Below are 21921 nucleotides of genomic sequence, written 5' to 3'. Positions count from 1 at the left end.
TTTTTAGCTTGTTTTTATAACAAGTTAAAAAGATACAGTGGACAGCCGGATTAGCTCCTAAATACATTATTTGGAAATAAATCGAGGATCGGTTTCCATCACAGTACCGCATTTTTCGCAGGTTCTAAGGGTTTCAGATTGGTAAAAATGATTGAAATGTTGGAGAAAATCCTTTTCGATGTCTTGCAATTCGAAATAAACTTCGTAGAGTTTGTGGTTGCAGTTTTCGCAAAACCACAGCAAGCCGTCGGGAATTTCTTTGCCCACTCTTTTGCGTTCTACCACTAAACCAATGGAGTTCTCAGTGCGCGAAGGGGAATGCGGCACTTTAGCAGGAAGCAAGAACATATCGCCGGCAGAGAGTTTCATGGCTTTTTTTTCGCCATCTTCTTGGATGTAAACGGTGATTTCGCCCTCAATTTGATAAAAAAGTTCTTCGGTTTCGTTGTAATGGAAATCTTTGCGGGCATTGGGACCGGCTACTATCATTACGATATAATCTCCGGAATCCAAGTATAAGTTTTTATTGCCAACAGGCGGTTTGAGTAAGTGACGGTTTTCATCAATCCAACGTTGGAGATTAAAAGGTTTTGCAACTGGCATAAGCTGAATTTTTGAGTAAAGTTAAAATAAAAAAGTCCCGAAATATCGAGACTTTTAAAAATTATTTGACTTCTTTGATGAGGTAAATATACACCGGGAAGTGATCGCTGAATCCGATTTCGGTTAAGCTGTGTCGCAACGGATAGCCTTTGTATTGTCCGGTAGTAGTAATCATATAAGGTTTGTTGTAGATTCCGGCTTTCCAGTAGCGGAAAGAAGTATAATCCGGTCTGATGAAAGCCTCGGAAATCATGATTTGGTCGAATATATCTCCGGCATCGCGGTGAAATAATGAGGCATTTCCTTTATAATACATTTCCTCAAACGGGTTGTAAATGCCTTGTGGTTTTACTTCTTCTTTTTTGCGTTTGGCGCCGATGCCTTCTTTTACACTTTTATTGTAAGTTCCGTCGTTAAGGTCACCCATCGTAATGATTTTGGCGTTAGGATTGATTTTAAAAATTGAATCCATGATTTGACGGTTCAAACGTCCGGCGGCTTCACGGAAAGGCGCACTTTTCTTTTCTCCACCGGAACGAGAAGGCCAGTGGTTTACTATAATATTTATTTCTTCACCGTCTAAAAATCCGGTTACTAAGAGTTGGTCACGAGTGTATACTCTGTCGTCTTTGCCGGCTTCGGCTTTGTCGTCGGTGACCTCTTCGGTGTCTTTTTTGTCGGCTTTTCCTTCTTGACTTCTGTAAATCAATAAGGGAATATTTTTGAAACTGGTAGGTTTAAAGTGCTTTTTTTGGTACAAAAGTGCTACGTCGATACCTCTTTTATCCGGTGAATCAAAGTGAACTATGCCATAATCTTTATTGATTAATAGCGGTTCTTTTACTAAATCTTCTAAAACGCCTCTGTTTTCAATTTCACAACCACCAATAATGACGGGAGATTCTTTTTGTTGGTCGTTGGTTCCGATTTCAGAAAGTACTCGGGCTAAGTTTTTCAGCTTTTGTTTGTATTTTTTTCCGGTCCAGTTTTGCGCTCCGTTTGGCAACCACTCTTCGTCGTTGTTTGAGCCGTTGATGGTATCAAATAAGTTTTCGAAATTGTAAAAGGCAACGGTATGAATATTATACTTTTTAGCCTGTGCATTAGCGCCAATTATTGCGAAAAAAACAAAGAAAAGCGCTATTAACTTTTTAATCCTCATAAAATGTATATTAATTTAATATCAAGTTTTTTACAAACTTTGGGCCAAAAGTAGATAATATTATTAAAAGATGTACATTTGTCGGCTGTTAAGTTTTTATTAAGACTCTACAGGGGATTAAAATTAATTTTATTTTATTTATGAAAAAACTTGTTATTAGTACTTTATTTGTGATGCAAGTGTTTTTTGTTTTTGCACAAACTACGGCCGGTATCACAGGTAAAGTGGTAGATTCAAAAACACAAAAACCTTTACAAAATGTTGTTGCTTCTATTGAAAACACCAGTTTCACTGCTTTGACAGATGCTACAGGTGTTTTTGTTTTTAAAGAAGTACCAAGCGGTAGTCAATTACTGCAAATTAAAAGCGCGGGATACAAAGACCAATTGTTATCGGTTGAAGTTGAAGCGGGAAAAGTGTTAGACTTAGGCATTATTGTTTTTGAAGAAGACGTTACGTCGGAGCAGCAGTTAAGTTTGGTTACCATAACTGAAAACGACTTAGGAGATGACAACAGCGGTTCTGAGAGTACTTCGGGCTTGTTACAAGCCTCCAGAGATGTTTACCAACAAGCGGCAGCGTTTAACTGGGGTCAGGCTCGTTTCAGAATCAGAGGTTTGGATAATGAATACAGTACTACCATGATTAACGGTATTTCGATGAATAAAATTTACGACGGAAGACCGCAATGGAGCAACTGGGGCGGATTAAATGACGCTACCAGAAACCAAGAGTTTACCATGGGATCAGCACCGTCAGATTATACTTTCGGAGGCATATTAGGAACGCAAGAAATCAATACCAGAGCCTCTATTTACAGAAAAGGCTCAAGGGTTTCTTTCTCAGGAACTAATACCAATTATAGTTGGAGAATGATGGGAACACATGCTTCCGGTATGAATAAAGACGGTTGGGCTTTTGTGGTTTCAGCATCGAGAAGATGGGCTGAAGAAGGCTATTTTGAAGGGACAAATTACGCGGCTAATTCATTATTTGCCAGTATTGAAAAGAAAATTAACGAGAATCACTCCATCAACTTTACTTCTATCTTTGCTCAAAACAAAAGAGGAAAAAGTTCGCCAAATACCGATGAGGTTACGCGTTTAAAAGGAATTGAATACAACTCTTACTGGGGTTGGCAAGAAGGCGAAAAAAGAAACTCAAGATACAAAGAAATTGAGGAGCCTATTAATATGTTAAGTCACTTCTGGAAAATCAATGCTAAAACCAACTTGAACACTAACGTGGCTTACCAAACCGGATTTGTGGGTAACAGCCGTTTAGACTTCCAATTGGCTAACAATCCTGATCCAACCTACTACAAAAACTTACCAAGTTACTACCTAAATGACCAAAGTTATTATGTGCCAACATTCGCATCGGATAACGTAACCATTATCGGTTATACCAATCCGGCTGCAACACAAGCACAAACCAACTTTGTAAACGATGGACAAATTGATTGGGAAAACATTTATTACACCAACAAAATCGTTAACGGAGGTCAAAAAAGTGCTTATGTTTTATATGAAGATCGCGTAGAAGACAAACAATGGAGTGCTAACTCTTATTTAAACTCTTCTATAGCTGACAACATCATTATGAATGCCGGAGTAAACTTCAAGAAGTTAAAATCTAAAAATTTCCAAAAACTAATCGATCTTTTAGGCGGTACTTATTTTACAGACATTGATCCTTTCTTCTCAGGAAATGCTTCTCAAACCGATTTGAATAATCCTGACAGACAGGTTGGTGTTGGCGATGCTTACGGATATAACTACGATTTAAACGCTATTACTTTTGACGGTTTTACCCAATTCAAATTCAATTACAAAAAAGTTGATTTTTATTTGGGACAAACTTTCTCAAGATCAGAATACCAAAGAGAAGGAAACTACAGAAATGGTATTTACGCTAACAATTCATTCGGAAAAAGTTCTAAAGCTATTTTTGAGAACTTCGGTTTCAAAGGCGGTTTGACATACAAAATCACCGGTAAACAATTCTTGGATATTAATGGAGTTTACATGACTAAAGCGCCAAACTTGCGAAATACATTCTCTAACGCTCGTTTGAACAACAACATTACCCCTGATTTGACCAGTGAGTCGATAATGGGTTCTGATATTAGTTACATCATCAAAGCGCCAAAATTCAAAGCAAGATTAACTGGTTTCTACAACAAAATTTCGAATGCTACTCAAATTTCATTCTTCTATGGAGAAGGAATTTTTGATGCCGGTGAGGACGGAGATACCGATACTGATTCTTTCATCAGCGAAATTGTTACCGGAATCAACAAAAAGCACATTGGAGCAGAGTTTGGATTTGAATACCAAATCACTTCTACTATCAAAGCTACAGGTTCTGCTTCTTACGGTGAGTACACTTACGACAACAACCCGAACTTAAAAGTTAACGATGATGCTTTGGCTACATCAACTAACCCGAACCCGGTATTTGATTTCGGAAAAACTTATATCAAAGGATACCGTTTACCTGGAATGCCACAACAAGCTTATTCCTTTGGTTTAGAATACAGAGATCCTAAATTCTGGTGGATTGGTGCTAACATTAACTATTTAACCGACAGTTACATCAGCATCTCTAACATCCTAAGAACTGATAATTTTGTTACTGATGCCAGCGGTTTAGGATTTGAAGGCGCCACAGAAGAAGCGGTTAGAGCTGCTTTAAGACAAGAAAAATTTGATCCAATTACGTTGTTGAATTTGGTTGGTGGTAAATCATGGAAAGTTGGTAATGATACTTTCGGATTCTTCGCCTCTGTTAACAATGTTTTGGATTATGAGTACAAAACCGGAGGTTTCGAGCAATCCAGAAAAGCTACTTTCCCGGACTACCAAGCCGATAACGCTAACGGAACACCATCATTCGGACCTAAATATTTTTATGGTTACGGAAGAACTTATTTCTTAAATTTATACATCAATTTCTAATAGTACAGTACTATGAAAAATATATTTAAATCGTTTTTGGCCATAGCAACACTTAGTATTGCTGTTAGTTGTTCGGATGATACTGAAATTCCACCGTTCAAGCCGTTGATTTTCTCTGAAGATTTTCCGGAAGCTGAAATTAACTACAATGCTACTTTTGATTTTGAAGGTTGGACCAATTTTGCCGAAACAGGGACCAAGCTATGGATTGAAAGAGATTTTAACAATGACGGATATATCCAGTTTAATCCGTTTGGTAGTGGCCAAGCCTCCAACATTGGTTGGGCAATCACTCCGGAGATTACTATAGAAGAAGGTGCCAACGCTGTATTAACATTTGCCTCAGCTTCTAACTTTGTAGACAACCCTGATAATAAATTGCAGGTATTCATTTCAACGAACTATGACGGTACAAATGTTTTAGCCGCAACGTGGACACAATTAGACGCGGTTGTTGCTGATAATACCACTAACAATTATACATATATCCCATCAGGTGAAATTGATCTGTCAGCTTATTCGGGAACAGTTCATATCGCCTTCAAAGTTACCGGAAACGGAACAACTTTAGATGGATTATTCCAAGTAGATAAAATTAAAGTTTACTCTAATAACTAAAAAAGACTATGAAAAACTTAAAATTTTTAGCATTAGCATTTACAGCAGCAACTTTTGTGAGTTGTGTAAATGACGAGTTCAGAGAGCCGGATTTGAGCAATCAATGTACTACCTTAACACCCACTAAAACGGTTCAGGAAATTGCAGCTTTGGCTACAACATCTTACGTTAAATATGAAGGGGAAGACATTATTGAGGCTTATGTAACTTCTTCTGATATTGGAGGCAATTTCTACAAATCTATTTCATTAGTATCTGTTGACGGACAACAAGGATTTAGTGTTCCGATCGATGATTACAACTTGTGTACCAGATATGAACCGGGAAGAAAGGTTTATATATACATGAAAAACCGATACATTGTCAGAGAAAACAATGCTCCTGTTATTGGAAGTTTATACAATGGCGGAACTCCGGATATTACAAATGATGATGAAGTAGGAAGAATTTCACCGGTGGAATATAAAAATGTTATTATCCGTTCTTGTGACAAAGTGAATGAGGACGAATATGTAAATAATTTGACCATCCCTCAAACACTAAATAACAACAATATCAATAAGTTGATTGAGTTAAATAATGTTCAGTTTACCGATGCGTCTTTAAACCAAAACTATTTTGATACGGATGTATACACTATAGGTGGTGGAACTAATCACAATGTAGTGGATGCCGCCGGGAATACGCTTATCGTAAGAGTTAGCGAGTATGCTACATTTGCCTCTGCGCCTATACCTTCAGGGAACGGAAAATTAAGAGGTGTTTTAACTAAGTTTGGAAGTACTTTTCAGTTTATGATTAGATCTTTAGAGGATGTGCAGTTAACTGGTCCAAGAGTTCTACCTTTATTCGAGGAAACATTTAGTACATCAGTAAGTTTTGCCAATTGGTCTAAACCAAGTGTAATTGGTAATAATCAAGTTTGGCAATTGAATTCTGCTGCAGGTAATCCTGCCGGATGTGCCGATATGAACGGTTACTCAGGCAGTGCTCAAAACAACGAGGATTGGTTGATTTCTCCAGCCATAGATTTGACTAATGCACCTACGGCAACCTTAACGTTCCAAACTCAAAGACCGTTCTCAGGAACAAATCTTCAGGTTTTTGTATCTACCAATTATGTAGCGCCAAACCCTGCTTCTCCACCGTTGCCGTCAACAGCAACTTGGACGTTGTTGACCGGTTACCAGTTGTCAACCAGCGGAACCACCTGGTGGAATTCCGGAAATGTTTCGTTAAACGCTTACGTTGGAAACCCTAATGTGCGCATTGCTTTTAAATATGTTTCAACTACTTCAGGTGCTTCACAATGGAGAGTTGATAATGTAAAAGTTCAATAAACTTATCCCAATAGCATTAACAAGTGTCCCGAGTGATCGGGACTTTTTTTATTTCATAAATTCATTACTTTTACGTACTTCAAAATAATTTCAAAATGAAAAATATCATCTTTATCATTATCAGTTTTATGGCTTTACAATCTTCAGGACAAGAAGTACTTACCCCCGAAACACTATGGAAATTGGGCCGAGTTACCGCAATGGGCATTTCTAAAGACGGCAAATTTATCGTTTATAAAGTGGCTACGCCTTCGGTGACAGACAACAAATCCAATTCCAAATTTTACACTATTCCGGTAACCGGCGGCAATCCAACGGAGGTGAAAGACACGAAAGATTTATTAGCCGACAAGAATGTTTCTCCTAACGGATTGTTCATTTTGTCCAGCCAAGAAGTTAAAACCGAAAATGTATTAGGCAAAGACATCTATACTGATTTAAGCAAAGCTGATGCACAGGTCTATAACGGCTTAGACTATCGCCATTGGGATACTTGGAACAACGGCTCTCACAACCACGTGTTTTACGCCGAAAATAAAGACAAGGCTCAAGCCATCGACATCATGCCGAACGAACCTTATGACAGTCCGCAAAAACCGTTTGGTGGCGATGAAGATTACATTTGGTCTCCTGATAGCAAAAGCATTATTTACGTTTGCAAAAAGAAAGCAGGAACAGCATACGCTATTTCTACCAATACCGATTTATATGAGTACAATCTCGAAACCAAAACCACTAAAAATCTAACCGAGAACAATCCGGGATACGATATGAATCCGGTATTTTCTCCAACCGGAAATTTAACTTGGTTGCAAATGAAACGCGACGGTTACGAAGCTGACAAAAATGATTTGATTGTGCGTTTCAAAGGCATCGATATGAATCTAACCGCCAATTGGGACGGCAGTGTAGACAATTTCCTTTGGAGTGCCGATGGTAAGAAAGTGTTTTTCACTGCAGCCGTAGACGGTACCAAACAATTGTTTGAAGTGAACTTTCCGGGTTTAACCAAAATGGCGATTACCGTTAAACAAGTTACTTCCGGCGATTTTGATGTGAATGATTTGGTTGGGTTTTCCGGCGATAACATCATTGTGACCCGCACCGATATGAACCATGCAGCCGAAATCTATTCGTATAACTTCAAGAAAAAGACGTGGTTGCAATTAACCAAAACTAACGACGAAACCTACGCCAAATTGGCTTTACCAAAATACGAAAGACGTTACGTAACCACTACCGATGGTAAGAAAATGCTGGTTTGGGTCATTCTTCCGCCAAATTTCGATGCCTCCAAAAAATACCCAACGCTTTTATATTGCCAAGGCGGACCTCAATCACCTTTAACCCAAAGCTATTCCTTCCGCTGGAATTTTTCTTTGATGGCTTCCCAAGGTTATGTAATCGTGGCGCCAAACCGTCGTGGGATGTATGGTCACGGTCAAGCTTGGAACGAGCAAATCTCTAAAGATTGGGGCGGACAAGTAATGAATGATTATCTTTCGGCCATAGATGATGTAGCCAATGAGAGTTATGTTGACAGAACGCGTTTAGGGGCTGTTGGAGCCAGCTACGGCGGTTATTCGGTATTCTATCTTGCCGGTATCCATGGCAATCGATTTAAAACGTTTATTTCGCATTGCGGGGTTTTCAATTTGGAAAGCATGTATGGCACTACCGAAGAAGTATTCTTCAACAATTGGGACCACGGCGGCGCGTATTGGGAAAAAGACAATGCCGATGCCCAAAAAGCCTATACTGAATTCAATCCTATAAAAATGGTTGACAAATGGAATACGCCTATCCTAATCATCCAAGGCGGAAAAGATTTCCGTGTACCCATCGGACAAGGCCAAGAAGCTTTCCAAGCCGCACAATTACGCGGTATCAAAAGCCGTTTTATGTATTTCCCCGAGGAAAACCATTGGGTGCTCAAACCACAAAACGCCTTGGTATGGCAACGTGAGTTTTACAAATGGTTAAAAGAAACGTTATAAGAATAATAAACCCAGCTTGAGAAAGTTGGGTTTTGTTTTTTTAATCAGGAGCGATTGGTTTGGGCATTTTTGAAGTCCGTGTTCCCGCTTTCCGTTACAATCTTACTGTATTTTCCTTTCGCTTCGCTACAGGATAATCCAAAAGGATTTCCACTACACACGAGCGAAGCGACTGCCGAAGAAATCGGGGCTAATGGAAAAACCTTTTTTAACTTTTGGAAATTTTTTCTAACAAAAAACCCAACTTGAGAAAGTTGGGTTTTTCTATTTATTCCGGATCGTTCATTTTAAAACTCTCCATAAACTTCGTAGTGTAATTTCCGGCTACATAATCCGGTTCTTCCATCAATTGTCGGTGGAACGGAATAGTGGTTTTGATGCCTTCGATATAAAACTCATCCAAAGCGCGTTTCATTTTGTTAATGGCTTCTTCTCTGGTTTGCGCGGTTGTAATCAACTTGGCAATCATTGAGTCGTAATTAGGCGGAATCGTGTAACCTGCGTAAACGTGAGTGTCTAAACGCACGCCATGTCCACCCGGCGCATGTAAAACGGTAATTTTACCCGGAGAAGGACGGAAATCGTTATAAGGATCTTCCGCGTTGATACGACATTCAATAGAGTGCAATTGCGGCAAATAGTTTTTACCCGAAATCGGCACCCCGGCGGCTACTAAAATTTGTTCACGTATTAAGTCATAATCAATAACTTGCTCGGTGATTGGGTGCTCTACTTGGATACGGGTATTCATCTCCATAAAGTAGAAGTTACGGTGTTTGTCTACCAAAAATTCTACTGTTCCGGCGCCTTCGTATTTAATGTATTCAGCTGCTTTAACCGCTGCTTCACCCATTTTAGTTCTTAATTCGTCGGTCATAAACGGAGAAGGCGTTTCTTCCGTTAATTTTTGGTGACGACGTTGTACAGAGCAATCTCTTTCTGACAAGTGACAAGCTTTTCCGTATGAATCACCAACCACTTGAATCTCAATGTGACGCGGTTCTTCGATTAATTTTTCCATGTACATCCCATCGTTTCCGAAGGCTGCTGCAGCTTCTTGACGAGCACTTTCCCAAGCTTTTTGAAGTTCTTCTTCTTTCCAAATGGCACGCATACCTTTACCACCACCACCGGCGGTTGCTTTCATCATTACCGGATAACCAATTTCTTTGGCTACTTTTTTGGCTTGTTCAAAATCTTCTAAAATCCCGTCAGATCCCGGAACACAAGGTACTCCGGCAGCTTTCATGGTAGCTTTAGCCGTAGCCTTGTCTCCCATTTTATCAATCATTTCCGGAGAAGCGCCAATAAATTTGATACCGTGTTCCTGACAAATTTTGGAAAATTTAGCGTTTTCCGAAAGGAATCCGTAACCCGGATGAATCGCATCAGCATTAGTAATCTCAGCTGCCGCGATGATGTTAGACATTTTTAAGTAAGATAAATTACTGGGTGGCGGACCAATACAAACTGCTTCGTCCGCAAACTTCACGTGTAAACTTTCCGCATCGGCTGTAGAGTAAACCGCTACGGTTTTAATTCCCATCTCACGACAAGTTCTGATTACGCGAAGCGCAATTTCGCCTCTGTTGGCAATTAATATTTTTTTAAACATCTTTTTTAATTTAGATTGTTAGACAAATTAGATTTGTTAGACGAATTAGACTTCTTAGAAATTTGTAAAATCCAGACAGTCTAAGTTAGGCTAAGCAGTCTAAATTAAGATGGATCAACTAAGAATAATGGTTGGTCAAATTCTACAGGAGACATGTCGTCAACTAGAATTTTTACAATTTTTCCTGAAACTTCAGCTTCAATTTCATTGAAAAGTTTCATCGCTTCAACTACACACAAAACGTCACCTTTGCCAATACTGCTTCCCACTTCAACAAACGGAGCTTTGTCCGGAGATGGTTTGCGATAAAAAGTTCCGATCATAGGCGATTTAATAGTCACGTATTTCGAATTGTCTTCAGCAGGGGCTGCCGGAGTTGCCGGAGCTGCTGCCACCGGAGCCGGAGCTGCAACAGGCGCTGCCACAGCTTGTTGAACTGGCGCTGCTTGTTGTACATAAGTAATTTCCGGTGTATTTCCTTCTAAAGTAGTTCTGATAGTAATTTTAACATCACCTGTTTCCAATTTTACTTCGGCCACTCCTGAGTTGGATACGAATTTGATCAGGTTTTGAATTTCTTTTAAATCCATAATTTGTTAGTTTTAGAATTAGTTTTATTGTTTTATTCTGCTGCGCTCCGATTAATTAATTGTCTTAATATCAAAAGCCTTGGGTGTTAATACGCCCATTTCAAGTAGATAGACCCCCAAGTGAATCCACCTCCAAATGCAGCAAAAATTAAGTTGTCTCCTTTTTTAAATTGTTTTTCGAAATCACTCAATAACAACGGCAAAGTAGCCGAAGTGGTATTTCCGTATCGGTGGATGTTAACCAATACTTTATCTTCTTCAAGGCCCATTCTGCTTGCTGTAGCATCAATGATTCGTTTATTGGCTTGGTGTGCAATTAACCAGTCAATATTTTCCTTGGTTAAGTTGTTGCGTTCCATAATTTTTTCGCTCACGTCAGCCATACCGGAAACAGCATATTTGAAAACCGTTTTACCGTCCTGGAAAACAAAATGTTGACCGTTGGCTACGGTTTCAGCACTAGGCGGAAGGATGGAACCTCCGGCGTCAATTTTTAAGTATTCTCTTCCGATACCGTCGCTTCTTAAAAATTCATCTTGCAGGCCTAAACCTTCATAATTCGGTTCAAATAAAACAGCACCGCCACCATCACCAAAAATGATACAAGTAGCCCTATCTGTGTAATCTATGATGGATGACATTTTATCGGCACCGATAAGCAATACTTTTTTGTATCGACCGGATTCAATATAGGCTGCAGCATTAGACATTCCGAATAGAAAGCTGGAACAAGCCGCTTGTAAGTCGTATGCAAAGGCATTAACAGCTCCAATTTGACTGGCTACATAAACGCCTGTTGAGGCTACCGGCATATCGGGCGTAGCCGTGGCCATGATAACCAGGTCTATTTCTTCGGGATTGATGTTGGCTTTGGAAATTAAATTCTGAGCGGCCTTGATGGCCAAATAAGAAGTGCCTTTTCCTTTCTCTTTTAAAAGTCTTCTTTCTTTAATACCGGTGCGAGTGGTAATCCATTCGTCATTGGTATCTACCATAGTTTCCAGTACTTGATTAGAGAGTACAAATTCCGGAACATAAGCTCCAACTGCGGTAATTGCGGCTGTTATTTTGGTCATAAAAAGGGTATTTTTCCAGTCGATTTTTGTACAATCGAAAAGTTGTGGAAATTACAAAAAAAATTCATACCTAATGGTAATTCTGTGAGGATATTTGCTAAAATTAAATAAAACAAAAAACTCCCACATAGTGAGAGTTTGTTTTGTAAAAAAACCTTAATTAAGCAACAGCTACTGATTTATCAATAACTACTTGTCCTCTGTAATACATTTTACCTTCATGCCAGTAAGCTCTGTGGTATAAATGCGCTTCACCGGTTACCGGGCAAGTAGCAATTTGAGCAACAGTTGCTTTATAGTGAGTTCTTCTTTTATCTCTTCTTGTTTTCGAGGTTTTTCTCTTAGGATGTGCCATTGTACTATATTATTTATCCGTTAATAGTTGTTTTAATTTGTCCCAACGCGGGTCAATATCATCTTCTTTTTTTACTTCTTTAATTTGCTTCGCTTGTTCGCGTTCGCTCGGGTCTTTGACTTGTAATTCATTTAGTTTTTGAAGTGCTTCTGTTTGCAAAGTTCCGTCTTTTACGCCGGGATGTATCCTTTTTTGTGGCACAGACAACACTATCATTTCATAAATGTACTGCGACAAATCGATTTGATGTTCTCCGTGAGGAAGAATCAATAATTCATCATTGTCGTTGTTGAATTCGTTACCAAACTGTACTACCAATTTAATTTTTCCTTTGATAGGTAAATTAAAAGGTTCACCGGTTAAGTCACAAGGAACATTTACCGTTCCTTTATGTTTAAAGTTGACTTCCAACATAGTAGTCTTTTTTTCAAGCACTACGTTAACGTCAACATTACAGCTTTCGAATTCATCAAAACTAAAAGCGTCAAAGAACTTTTTTTCTATTTTGAATTCAAACTGATGCTTTCCCAACTTTAATCCTATGAAAGGAATTAAATATTCATTCGTACTTTTCATCTAAACAACAATTTGACCCAACATTTCGGGAGTGCAAAGATATAAAATTATTGGAATTCCAATAACCTTATCAACATTTTTTTGTTTATAACTGTTTTTCTTTTGTTTTCAAGGGATTTCGACTTATTTCAGCATAATCAGCTCTTGAATTATAAATGTCAATGGCAGTATAAACAGCTTCTCTGAAAGAGTTATGGTCGGCTAATCCTTTCCCGGCTATTTCATATGCCGTTCCATGATCCGGAGAGGTTCTGACCTTGTTCAAACCGGCGGTGTAATTCACACCATTTCCAAACGATAAGGTTTTGAATGGAATTAGACCTTGGTCGTGATAGGTTGCTACCACCGCATCATATTTTTCATATTGACCACTGCCAAAAAAACCGTCGGCCGCAAACGGACCGAAAACCATAGTGCCTTTTTCAAATAATTTTTTCAAGGTTGGTCTCAAAATTTCATCATCTTCTTTTCCTATTACACCATTATCTCCGGCGTGAGGGTTCAAAGCCAAAACAGCTATTTTAGGTTTGTTGACGCCAAAATCCTGAACCAATGATTGCTTGATGGTTTCGATTTTTTGAACAATTAATTTTTCAGTTAAATGTTGCGCCACGTCGTTTACCGGAACATGATCGGTTAACAAGCCTACTCTTAATTTGTCGTGAACCATGAGCATCAAGGCATTTCCGTCTAACTCTTGGTTCAGATAATCGGTATGACCGGGGAATTTAAATTCGTCCGATTGTATGTTGTATTTGTTGATAGGAGCAGTTACCAATACATCTATTAGATTTTCTTTCAATGCTTTAGTGGCAGCCGTAAAAGATTTTATAGCATACTTACCTACTGTTTCGTCGTTTTTTCCGAAATTTAAATCAACTCCTTCTCGCCATACATTGAGGACATTAATTTTGCCAACAACCAATTGGTCCATTTTATCTATCCCGTGTAACGGAGCGTTTAATTCTAAGGTCTTTTTAATAAATGAAAGAATTTTAACGTTAGCAAAAATGACCGGTGTACAAAGCTCCAACATTCTGGCATCTTCAAAGGTTTTCAAAATCACTTCGCTTCCAATACCGTTTAAATCTCCGATTGAAATCCCAACAATGATATTTTCTGCTTTTTTCATAAGAAGTACTGGTTATTTATTGCTAATTTTGAAGTGCAAATTTAGTAAAATAAAACCATAATGTTCACAGGAATAATCGAAACCCTTGGAATTGTAAAAGAAATAAAAAAAGAAGGGGACAATGTTCATTTAACCTTAGCTTCAGAGATAACGCAAGAGTTGAAAATAGACCAAAGTGTTGCCCATAATGGTGTTTGTTTAACTGTAGTGGCCATCAATAAGGATGAGTATACGGTTACAGCCATCAAAGAAACCATCGATAAGACTACATTAGGAGACTGGAAAGTAGGCGATTTGATTAATTTGGAGCGGGCAATGAAGTTGGGCGACAGATTGGACGGTCATATCGTACAAGGACATGTTGACCAAACAGGTGTTTGTAAATCAATAGCAGAGGCAAACGGAAGTTGGTATTTTTCTTTTGAATACGACAGCCAATTGAATAACATTACTATCGAAAAAGGCTCTATAACAATTAACGGAGTAAGTTTGACAGTAGTTAATTCTCAGCCTAATGGTTTTAGTGTGGCTATCATTCCTTACACTTTTGAACACACCAACTTTAAAACATTTACAGTAGGGTCAAAAATTAATTTAGAATTTGATGTTGTGGGAAAATACGTGACAAGATTACACGCTCTCAGACAATAATTTAGTCAGTTAGGCTATAAAAAAATAAAAAAGCATCCTGATTATCGGGATGCTTTTTTTATGTTAAGCTGGGATATTTTGTAAAAACCTAAGACTACTGCAAATAATAACAATAGAACTAACCCACCGTCCAAAGGCAAGCCTGGCGGGGGCGGAGGGGTAGACGGAGGCGGTGGACCCGGGGCGGCAAAAACACTAATAGCCGGTAAAAAAACCGCAGTCAAAATAATTACAATTCTATTGGGGAGAATTTTCATAGTGCGTAAAAGTAAAAAAAAAATCTAATCGCCAAAATAAATTAATTATTTAATCTATTAAGTTAATACAAATTTAAAGTGCAAAACTATCGTTTTATTTCGGATAATACTCTGTAATAACTATAAATCAGCTTATTTGTTATTTACGATTTTTCCCCACGTTTAGTTTTATACAATAAAAAAGACCTCACAAGAGGTCTTTTTTGCTGTGGTCCCACTTGGGCTCGAACCAAGGACCACCTGATTATGAGTCAGGTGCTCTAACCAACTGAGCTATAGGACCGGCTAAGAGGTTGCAATATTACTACTAATTTTTTTTCGTTGCAACTATTTTTAAGGGATTTCTTGGCAAAGTTCCACCAATACACCGTTTGTTCCTTTGGGATGCAAAAAGGCCACTAACTTATTATCAGCTCCTTTTTTTGGAGTTTCATTTAAAACTACAAAGCCCTCTTTCTTTAGTCTTTCTATTTCCGATAGTATGTCGGCCACATCAAAGGCAATATGATGAATACCTTCGCCTTTTTTTTCTAAAAATTTTGCAATAGGACTTTCAGGATTAGTGGCTTCTAATAATTCAATTTTGTTTGGCCCATTCATAAAAAAAGATGTTTTTACACCTTCACTGACCACTTCCTCTTCTTTATATGGCGGATTGCCAAAGAGTTTTTCGAAAAGCAAATTGGAGACTTCCAAACTTTTCACGGCTATACCTATGTGTTCTATTTTTCTCATTCTAAAAGTTGCTGAGTTGCTGAGAGACTTAGTCGCTGAGCTATTTAAAGTATCAAAGATAATGATTTCGATGATTAGCCCTGATAGAAGCGGCATCCTTTTTATTGTTTGAAAGATAACCTTGTGATTGCGTTTGTGTGATAACAATAAAAAGATATAGCGGATAGCAGGAAATAGCTTCTCAAAAAATGCTGTAACTTATTATGCTTCACATCCTACAATACCCACTTCGTGCTCGGAGAGCTACTATATAACTTAAAAGTTGTATTTTTGCGGCATGGAAACGAACAGACAGAAAAAAATCGGAAGTGTATTGCAAAAGGATTTAGTAGACATCCTGCAAGGAGAAGTGCGTAAAAACGGGATTACCAATTTAGTGATTTCGGTTTCTAAAGTGAGTGTAACCACCGATTTATCCATTGCCAAAGTCTATTTGAGTGTTTTTCCACAAGAAAAAGCCCAAGATTTGTTAGAAGCTGTTAAAACCAATGCCCCTTTAATCAAACACGATTTGGCTCAAAGAGTAAAATTACAATTGCGCAAAGTGCCGAATTTGGTTTTTTACATCGATGACTCTTTGGATTATATCGAAAAGATAGACAATGCTTTGGCCGGAAAAGAAAATCCGATTGAAAACCGAGAGCTTTTAGACAAACGCAAGAAATTTTAATTGCCACTTGAATTTCCCGCTTTACATAGCCAAACGTTATCTCTTTAGTAAGAGCAAGAACAATGCTATCAATATTATTACCGGGATAGCAGCCGTTGGCATTGTGGTTGGCGCGATGGCTTTGTTCGTTGTACTCTCCGTTTTTAGCGGATTGCGCGAATTCAGTTTGTCTTTTTCCAACGATTTTGATCCCGATTTAAAAGGAACGGCCGTTACCGGAAAATTTTTCTCTTTAACTTCCCAACAAGAACAAAATCTTACTCAAATCCCCGGCATTGCTTCTTACAGTAAGGTATTAGAAGAGCGTGTTTTATTCTTTTTTGATGGCAAAGAACAGGTAACTTACCTTAAAGGCGTCGACAATAAGTTTACCCAAACCAATGTAGTCGAACAAAATGTAGTGAACGGAAAATGGCTAAAACCCAATACCATTGAAGTAGTGATTGGCTACGGAATTTCCGAAAAATTATCGCTTGGCTTGTACGATTTCAATAATCCGTTTGAGGTTTATGTGCCGCGAAAAGGCAAAGGCGTTATCGAAAGCGAAGCCGAAGCCTTCAACAAAGCCCGATTGATTCCGGTAGGTATTTATGCCATTAGCGAAGATTTGGATCAGAAATATGTGTTTTGCGATTTGACTTTGGCGCAAGAACTGTTAGAATTACAGCCTAATCAGCTTTCCGGTATAGAAATCAAGCTCAAGCCTAAAGCCGATGAAGCTGCTGTTATGAAGCAGGTTTCGGATTTATTTCAAAATAAGATACAAATCAGAAACCGAGCCCAGCAAAACGCAACACTTTATAAAATGTTGAATACCGAAAACATAGCGGTATATCTCATTTTTACTTTGGTGATAATTATTGCTTTGTTCAACTTAATCGGTGCTTTGATCATGATGATATTGGACAAGAAAAGCAACCTCAAAACCTTACATAGTTTAGGTTCCGACATCAAAGATTTGAAAAAGATATTCCTTTTGCAAGGCAGCTTGTTAAGTGTTTTTGGTGGGCTGATTGGATTAGTCTTAGGAATGGTAATAGTGATAATCCAACAGCAATTCAAATGGGTTATGATTACCGAATCTTTGGCTTATCCTGTGGTTTTCAGTCTTCAAAATGTGGCGATAGTTTTTGCTACTATTGTAACGCTGGGCGTAGTATCCAGTTGGATAGCCAGCAGTCGGGTTAGTAAAAAGCTATTGGATTAAACAAACTGATAGTTGGCATAAGCCTCACGAATTTCCTCAAAAACTTGTAGCAAAGCATTGTGGTCATCTGTAGTGACTAAACGTTGCTTGAAGTCTTTAAACCCATGAATTCCTTTGAAATAATTGGTATAATGACGGCGCATTTCCACTATGCCTAAACGTTCGCCTTTCCATTCCATAGACCAAATCAAATGGTTTTTGGCGGCCTCGATTCGGTCAGCCATATTGGGTTGTGCCAAATGTTCACCGGTATTGAAGTAGTGTTTGATTTCGTTAAAAATCCAAGGATAGCCAATGGCGGCGCGACCAATCATAATACCGTCTATGCCGTATTTGTTTTTGTATTCCAAAGCTTTTTCGGGTGAATCGATATCGCCGTTGCCGAAGATAGGCATGGTAATTCGCGGATTGTTTTTTACTCGGGCGATGTGTGACCAATCGGAATGACCTTTGTACATCTGCGCTCGGGTGCGTGCGTGAATGGTCAAAGCTTGTACGCCAATATCTTGCAGTCTTTCGGCTACTTCATCGATGTTAATGGAATTTTCGTCCCAACCCAAACGCGTTTTTACCGTTACGGGCAATGAAGTGCCTTTAATTACCGCTTTGGTCAAGCGCACCATCAAATCTACATCTTTCAATACGCCGGCACCTGCACCTTTGCAAACCACTTTTTTTACCGGACAACCAAAATTAATATCCACTAAATCCGGTTGTACGGCATCGACAATTCTGGATGACATTTCCATGGCTTCCTCATCGCCACCGAAAATTTGAATCCCAACCGGGCGTTCATAGTCGAAAATATCCAATTTCATTCGGCTTTTCACAGCATCGCGAATCAGTCCTTCCGAAGAGATGAATTCCGAGTACATTAAGTCGGCGCCATGTAATTTACACAAGCGACGAAAAGGCGGATCGCTAACGTCTTCCATAGGCGCAAGAAGCAGCGGGAAATCAGGTAATTGGATGTTGCCTATTTTGGGCATGGTTGCGTTTTTTTTGCAAAAATACTAAAGATTGTTGAATGATGATGGGCGATTTTAGATTTAAGAATTTCGTTTGTAGGTGAACAATCGTTAATCTGCAATATGCAATCCAAAACTTTGCCCTATATTTGCCGATTAAATGACTGCTGTAAAAGGGATAGCGGTGGTTTGCGTGAGGGATTGGAGAGGAAATCCTTTTGCTTTTGAAAAAAGCAAAAGATTGCAACGGAAAGCCCGACCCCTTTCGACAGGCTCAAGACAGGCCAAGGGGTCACGCCCTAATTAAATTGACAAAGAAAGAAAATGACATGCGAAGCACGGCATGTTTTCGAATAAAAAACATTCATTTTATATGAAACATATTAGAAATTTTTGCATTATTGCCCACATTGACCACGGAAAAAGTACGTTGGCCGACCGATTGTTGAGTGCTACTCAAACCGTTACGGCTCGAGAGGAAAAAGCGCAGTTGTTGGACAACATGGACTTGGAGCGCGAGCGTGGGATTACCATTAAGAGTCACGCCATTCAAATGGAGTACAAATACAAAGGCGAAGATTATATCTTGAACCTGATTGATACGCCGGGACACGTGGATTTTTCGTATGAAGTTTCCCGTTCGATTGCGGCTTGTGAAGGCGCTTTGTTGATTGTAGATGCCGCGCAAAGTATACAGGCACAAACCATTTCCAACTTGTATTTGGCTTTGGAAAACGATTTAGAGATTATTCCGGTGTTGAACAAAGTGGATTTGCCGAGTGCCAATCCGGAAGAAGTGAGCGACGATATTATTGATTTGTTGGGTTGTAAGTTGGAAGATATTATCCACGCTTCGGGGAAAACCGGATTTGGTGTGGAGAATATTTTATCGGCCATTATTGAAAAAATCCCGGCGCCTAAAGGCAGCAAAGACGAACCTTTACAGGCGTTGATTTTTGACAGCGTTTACAATCCGTTTCGTGGGATTGAAGTTATTTTCCGAGTGAAAAACGGAGAGATTCGCAAAGGACAGAAAATTAAGTTTATGGCCACGGGCAACGAATATTTTGCCGATGAGGTTGGGACGTTAAAACTCAACCAAGTGCCGAAAGACGTGATTTCTACCGGTGATGTTGGGTATTTGATTTCGGGGATTAAAGAAGCGAAAGAAGTAAAAGTAGGAGATACCATTACCGATGCCAAAATACCAACTACGAATATGATTGTTGGTTTTGAAGATGTAAAACCGATGGTTTTTGCTGGAATTTATCCGGTAGATACGGAAGATTATGAAGATTTGCGTTCTTCTATGGAGAAATTGCAATTGAACGATGCATCTTTGGTGTTTGCCCCTGAAAGTTCGGCAGCTTTGGGATTTGGTTTCCGATGCGGATTCTTAGGCATGTTGCACTTGGAGATTATTCAGGAGCGATTGGAGCGTGAATTCGACATGACGGTAATCACTACGGTACCGAACGTTTCGTATTTGGCCTATACTAAAAAAGAACCTGACACTCCAATTGTGGTGAACAACCCGTCTGATTTGCCGGAACCGTCTAAATTAGACCGCGTAGAAGAGCCATTTATCAAAGCTACTATTATTACTAAAGCCGATTTTGTGGGTAACGTAATGAGTTTGTGTATTGAAAAACGCGGTATTATTACCAACCAAACCTATCTAACTACCGAGCGAGTAGAATTGAACTTCGACATGCCGTTGGCGGAAATTGTATTCGACTTCTACGACCGTTTGAAAACTGTTTCTAAAGGTTACGCTTCGTTTGATTACTCTCCGATAGGCATGAGAGCTTCTAAATTGGTGAAATTAGACGTGTTATTGAACGGGAATTCAGTCGATGCTTTATCGGCTTTGATTCACGAAGACAACGCGTACAACATAGGTAAAAAGATGTGTGAAAAACTACGCGAATTGATTCCGAGACAGCAGTTTGATATTCCTATTCAGGCCGCTATCGGAGCCAAAATCATCGCTCGTGAAACCATCAAAGCGTTGCGTAAAGACGTTACTGCCAAGTGTTACGGAGGTGATATTTCCCGTAAGCGTAAACTCTTGGAAAAACAGAAAAAAGGGAAAAAGAGAATGCGCCAGGTAGGGAACGTAGAGATTCCGCAAGAAGCGTTTATGGCGGTTTTGAAGTTGAATGATTAATAATTGGGCGCTGAGGTTCTAAGATACTGAGGCACTAAGGAATTATACTATAATAGAAACCTGATTGTGAAAGCAATCGGGTTTTTTATTGGGATAAACCTTAGAACCTTAGTATCTTTGCGCCTTAGAACCTTATAGAGATGTTAGAAGATAAAACACCACAACGTACGCCACTTTCTCAATTGGGAGAGTTTGGATTGATTAGTCATTTGACCAAGAATTTTGACGTAAAACAAGCTTCAACTTTAAAAAGTATAGGTGATGATGCTGCGGTTTTAGATTTTAAGGACAAGAAAACGGTGGTTTCGACAGATTTGCTTATTGAAGGCGTTCATTTCGATTTGAGTTATATGCCTTTGAAACATTTGGGTTATAAAGCTGTTGTGGTTAATTTATCGGATATCGCGGCTATGAATGCCAAACCAACGCAGATTACGGTTTCCATAGCCGTTTCTAACCGATTCCCTTTGGAAGCTTTAGAAGAATTGTTTGAAGGCATTGCGATGGCGGCCAAGATTTATAAAGTAGATGTAGTAGGCGGCGACACGACTTCTTCTCAAAAAGGGATGATAATTTCGATTACTGCTTTGGGTGAAGCTAACGAAAAAGAGTTGGTGTATCGCAATGGCGCTAAGGAAAATGATTTGTTGGTCGTAACCGGCGATTTAGGCTCGGCTTATATGGGCTTGCAGGTTTTAGAACGAGAGAAGCAAGTGTTTCAAGTTAATCCCAACAACCAACCGGATTTAGACAATTACACGTATTTGATTGAGCGACAACTCAAGCCAGAGGCGCGCACTGATATTAGAGAATTGTTGGAGAAACTGGAAGTAAAACCAACTTCCATGATTGATATATCTGATGGTTTGTCTTCAGAGATTCTTCATATTTGTAAGCAAAGCAAAGTAGGTTGTAACTTATTTGAAGAAAAAATCCCAATAGATCCGCAGTTCATCAATGTTTGCGAGGAGTTTAATATCGATTCTACCACAGTAGCTATTAATGGTGGCGAAGATTACGAATTGCTGTTTACCATTGCCTTAGAAGATTTTGATAAAATCAAAGCCAACCCTAATTTTACCGTGATTGGGCATATGACCCAAGAAAGTGAAGGGGCGCATTTGGTTACCAGAGCCAACACAAAAATCCCTTTGAAAGCAAGAGGTTGGGACGCTTTAAGCCAATAAAAAAGCGATACCGTCAAGTATCGCTTTTTCCCCTAAGTCTTGTAAACTAAGC

General features: G+C 39.1%; 19 protein-coding genes and 1 tRNA gene. 9 read left to right on the top strand and 11 right to left on the bottom strand.

The features are described from left to right. Positions 1-66: 66 nt before the first annotated feature. Positions 67-603, bottom strand: a complete 537-nt coding sequence (locus tag ACJG85_RS02450) for a 3-hydroxyanthranilate 3,4-dioxygenase (RefSeq protein WP_412464754.1) — start codon at positions 601-603, stop codon at positions 67-69. A 61-nt stretch (positions 604-664) separates the two neighbouring features. Then, positions 665-1765: an endonuclease/exonuclease/phosphatase family protein gene (locus ACJG85_RS02445; RefSeq protein WP_412464753.1), complete on the bottom strand. Its 1101-nt coding sequence runs from the start codon at positions 1763-1765 to the stop codon at positions 665-667. A gap of 140 nt (positions 1766-1905) precedes the next feature. On the opposite strand from ACJG85_RS02445, the gene ACJG85_RS02440 reads away from it, so the two are divergent. The 4 genes from ACJG85_RS02440 to ACJG85_RS02425 all read left to right on the top strand — a co-directional run bounded on the left by ACJG85_RS02440 (position 1906) and on the right by ACJG85_RS02425 (position 8680). Continuing rightward, positions 1906-4725, top strand: coding sequence for a carboxypeptidase-like regulatory domain-containing protein (locus ACJG85_RS02440; protein WP_412476835.1), 2820 nt, complete (start codon positions 1906-1908; stop codon positions 4723-4725). Between the two features lie 12 nt (positions 4726-4737). Further along, positions 4738-5343: a DUF5017 domain-containing protein gene (locus ACJG85_RS02435; RefSeq protein WP_412476834.1), complete on the top strand. Its 606-nt coding sequence runs from the start codon at positions 4738-4740 to the stop codon at positions 5341-5343. Positions 5344-5351: 8 nt separating this feature from the next. Continuing rightward, a complete protein-coding gene (locus ACJG85_RS02430; protein ID WP_412476833.1) occupies positions 5352-6683 on the top strand; it encodes a DUF5689 domain-containing protein in 1332 nt (443 codons plus the stop codon). A 95-nt stretch (positions 6684-6778) separates the two neighbouring features. Then, on the top strand, positions 6779-8680 hold the full coding sequence (locus ACJG85_RS02425; protein ID WP_412476832.1) for a S9 family peptidase: 1902 nt from the start codon (positions 6779-6781) through the stop codon (positions 8678-8680). A 268-nt stretch (positions 8681-8948) separates the two neighbouring features. Here ACJG85_RS02425 and accC read toward each other — a convergent pair whose 3' ends face one another. The 6 genes from accC to pdxA form a co-directional block, all read right to left on the bottom strand. Next, positions 8949-10295: an acetyl-CoA carboxylase biotin carboxylase subunit gene (gene accC / locus ACJG85_RS02420; RefSeq protein ID WP_409674790.1), complete on the bottom strand. Its 1347-nt coding sequence runs from the start codon at positions 10293-10295 to the stop codon at positions 8949-8951. Between the two features lie 104 nt (positions 10296-10399). Beyond that, a complete protein-coding gene (accB, locus tag ACJG85_RS02415; protein WP_409674787.1) occupies positions 10400-10885 on the bottom strand; it encodes an acetyl-CoA carboxylase biotin carboxyl carrier protein in 486 nt (161 codons plus the stop codon). An 86-nt stretch (positions 10886-10971) separates the two neighbouring features. Next, complete coding sequence (locus ACJG85_RS02410) at positions 10972-11961, bottom strand: beta-ketoacyl-ACP synthase III (RefSeq protein WP_412464751.1); 990 nt, start codon at positions 11959-11961, stop codon at positions 10972-10974. Positions 11962-12121: 160 nt separating this feature from the next. Beyond that, positions 12122-12316: a 50S ribosomal protein L32 gene (gene rpmF / locus ACJG85_RS02405; RefSeq protein ID WP_073308476.1), complete on the bottom strand. Its 195-nt coding sequence runs from the start codon at positions 12314-12316 to the stop codon at positions 12122-12124. A gap of 9 nt (positions 12317-12325) precedes the next feature. Then, positions 12326-12892, bottom strand: coding sequence for a YceD family protein (locus ACJG85_RS02400; RefSeq protein ID WP_412476831.1), 567 nt, complete (start codon positions 12890-12892; stop codon positions 12326-12328). Between the two features lie 85 nt (positions 12893-12977). Continuing rightward, the gene (gene pdxA / locus ACJG85_RS02395; RefSeq protein WP_409674776.1) at positions 12978-14024 is read right to left on the bottom strand and encodes a 4-hydroxythreonine-4-phosphate dehydrogenase PdxA; all 1047 of its coding nucleotides are present in this window, start codon (positions 14022-14024) and stop codon (positions 12978-12980) included. Between the two features lie 60 nt (positions 14025-14084). Between pdxA and ACJG85_RS02390 the strand changes: the two genes are divergently transcribed. Next, positions 14085-14675 (top strand): riboflavin synthase, encoded by a 591-nt coding sequence (locus ACJG85_RS02390; RefSeq protein WP_412476830.1) that lies wholly within the window; start codon positions 14085-14087, stop codon positions 14673-14675. Positions 14676-15141: 466 nt separating this feature from the next. Here the strand turns inward: ACJG85_RS02390 and ACJG85_RS02385 are convergent. After that, positions 15142-15215, bottom strand: a tRNA-Ile gene (locus tag ACJG85_RS02385). 50 nt (positions 15216-15265) lie between these two features. Continuing rightward, complete coding sequence (gene mce / locus ACJG85_RS02380; protein ID WP_409674770.1) at positions 15266-15667, bottom strand: methylmalonyl-CoA epimerase; 402 nt, start codon at positions 15665-15667, stop codon at positions 15266-15268. A gap of 277 nt (positions 15668-15944) precedes the next feature. Between mce and rbfA the strand changes: the two genes are divergently transcribed. Both rbfA and ACJG85_RS02370 read left to right on the top strand, forming a co-directional pair. Next, entirely contained in the window at positions 15945-16337 is a 393-nt protein-coding gene (gene rbfA, locus ACJG85_RS02375; RefSeq protein ID WP_409674767.1) for a 30S ribosome-binding factor RbfA, read from the top strand. 7 nt (positions 16338-16344) lie between these two features. Beyond that, complete coding sequence (locus ACJG85_RS02370; RefSeq protein ID WP_412476829.1) at positions 16345-17544, top strand: ABC transporter permease; 1200 nt, start codon at positions 16345-16347, stop codon at positions 17542-17544. Here ACJG85_RS02370 and dusB read toward each other — a convergent pair. Continuing rightward, positions 17541-18533, bottom strand: a complete 993-nt coding sequence (gene dusB / locus ACJG85_RS02365) for a tRNA dihydrouridine synthase DusB (protein WP_409674762.1) — start codon at positions 18531-18533, stop codon at positions 17541-17543. The two genes, ACJG85_RS02370 and dusB, sit on opposite strands and share 4 nt — an antisense overlap. 352 nt (positions 18534-18885) lie before the next feature. On the opposite strand from dusB, the gene lepA reads away from it, so the two are divergent. After that, complete coding sequence (gene lepA / locus ACJG85_RS02360) at positions 18886-20682, top strand: translation elongation factor 4 (protein WP_412476828.1); 1797 nt, start codon at positions 18886-18888, stop codon at positions 20680-20682. Between the two features lie 140 nt (positions 20683-20822). Next, positions 20823-21869 carry a thiamine-phosphate kinase gene (gene thiL / locus ACJG85_RS02355; RefSeq protein ID WP_409674757.1) on the top strand — a complete coding sequence of 349 codons (1047 nt, stop codon included), beginning with the start codon at positions 20823-20825 and terminating at the stop codon, positions 21867-21869. The last annotated feature ends 52 nt before the right edge of the window (positions 21870-21921 follow it).

This window comes from Flavobacterium mekongense (assembly GCF_047038255.1).
Lineage (GTDB): Bacteria > Bacteroidota > Bacteroidia > Flavobacteriales > Flavobacteriaceae > Flavobacterium > Flavobacterium mekongense.
Note: the sequence above shows the minus strand (reverse complement) of the source record. Positions and strands in the feature narration are given on the sequence as shown.

What these genes read in the sequence shown, in the direction of transcription:
- ACJG85_RS02435 (WP_412476834.1), top strand. Translation starts at nt 4,738, where the DNA reads ATGAAAAATATATTTAAATCGTTTTTGGCCATAGCAACACTTAGTATT.
- ACJG85_RS02410 (WP_412464751.1), bottom strand. Translation starts at nt 11,961, where the DNA reads ATGACCAAAATAACAGCCGCAATTACCGCAGTTGGAGCTTATGTTCCG.
- ACJG85_RS02450 (WP_412464754.1), bottom strand. Translation starts at nt 603, where the DNA reads ATGCCAGTTGCAAAACCTTTTAATCTCCAACGTTGGATTGATGAAAAC.
- lepA (WP_412476828.1), top strand. Translation starts at nt 18,886, where the DNA reads ATGAAACATATTAGAAATTTTTGCATTATTGCCCACATTGACCACGGA.
- ACJG85_RS02440 (WP_412476835.1), top strand. Translation starts at nt 1,906, where the DNA reads ATGAAAAAACTTGTTATTAGTACTTTATTTGTGATGCAAGTGTTTTTT.
- ACJG85_RS02390 (WP_412476830.1), top strand. Translation starts at nt 14,085, where the DNA reads ATGTTCACAGGAATAATCGAAACCCTTGGAATTGTAAAAGAAATAAAA.
- rbfA (WP_409674767.1), top strand. Translation starts at nt 15,945, where the DNA reads ATGGAAACGAACAGACAGAAAAAAATCGGAAGTGTATTGCAAAAGGAT.
- ACJG85_RS02445 (WP_412464753.1), bottom strand. Translation starts at nt 1,765, where the DNA reads ATGAGGATTAAAAAGTTAATAGCGCTTTTCTTTGTTTTTTTCGCAATA.
- thiL (WP_409674757.1), top strand. Translation starts at nt 20,823, where the DNA reads ATGTTAGAAGATAAAACACCACAACGTACGCCACTTTCTCAATTGGGA.
- pdxA (WP_409674776.1), bottom strand. Translation starts at nt 14,024, where the DNA reads ATGAAAAAAGCAGAAAATATCATTGTTGGGATTTCAATCGGAGATTTA.
- ACJG85_RS02425 (WP_412476832.1), top strand. Translation starts at nt 6,779, where the DNA reads ATGAAAAATATCATCTTTATCATTATCAGTTTTATGGCTTTACAATCT.
- mce (WP_409674770.1), bottom strand. Translation starts at nt 15,667, where the DNA reads ATGAGAAAAATAGAACACATAGGTATAGCCGTGAAAAGTTTGGAAGTC.
- accC (WP_409674790.1), bottom strand. Translation starts at nt 10,295, where the DNA reads ATGTTTAAAAAAATATTAATTGCCAACAGAGGCGAAATTGCGCTTCGC.
- ACJG85_RS02430 (WP_412476833.1), top strand. Translation starts at nt 5,352, where the DNA reads ATGAAAAACTTAAAATTTTTAGCATTAGCATTTACAGCAGCAACTTTT.
- rpmF (WP_073308476.1), bottom strand. Translation starts at nt 12,316, where the DNA reads ATGGCACATCCTAAGAGAAAAACCTCGAAAACAAGAAGAGATAAAAGA.
- dusB (WP_409674762.1), bottom strand. Translation starts at nt 18,533, where the DNA reads ATGCCCAAAATAGGCAACATCCAATTACCTGATTTCCCGCTGCTTCTT.
- accB (WP_409674787.1), bottom strand. Translation starts at nt 10,885, where the DNA reads ATGGATTTAAAAGAAATTCAAAACCTGATCAAATTCGTATCCAACTCA.
- ACJG85_RS02400 (WP_412476831.1), bottom strand. Translation starts at nt 12,892, where the DNA reads ATGAAAAGTACGAATGAATATTTAATTCCTTTCATAGGATTAAAGTTG.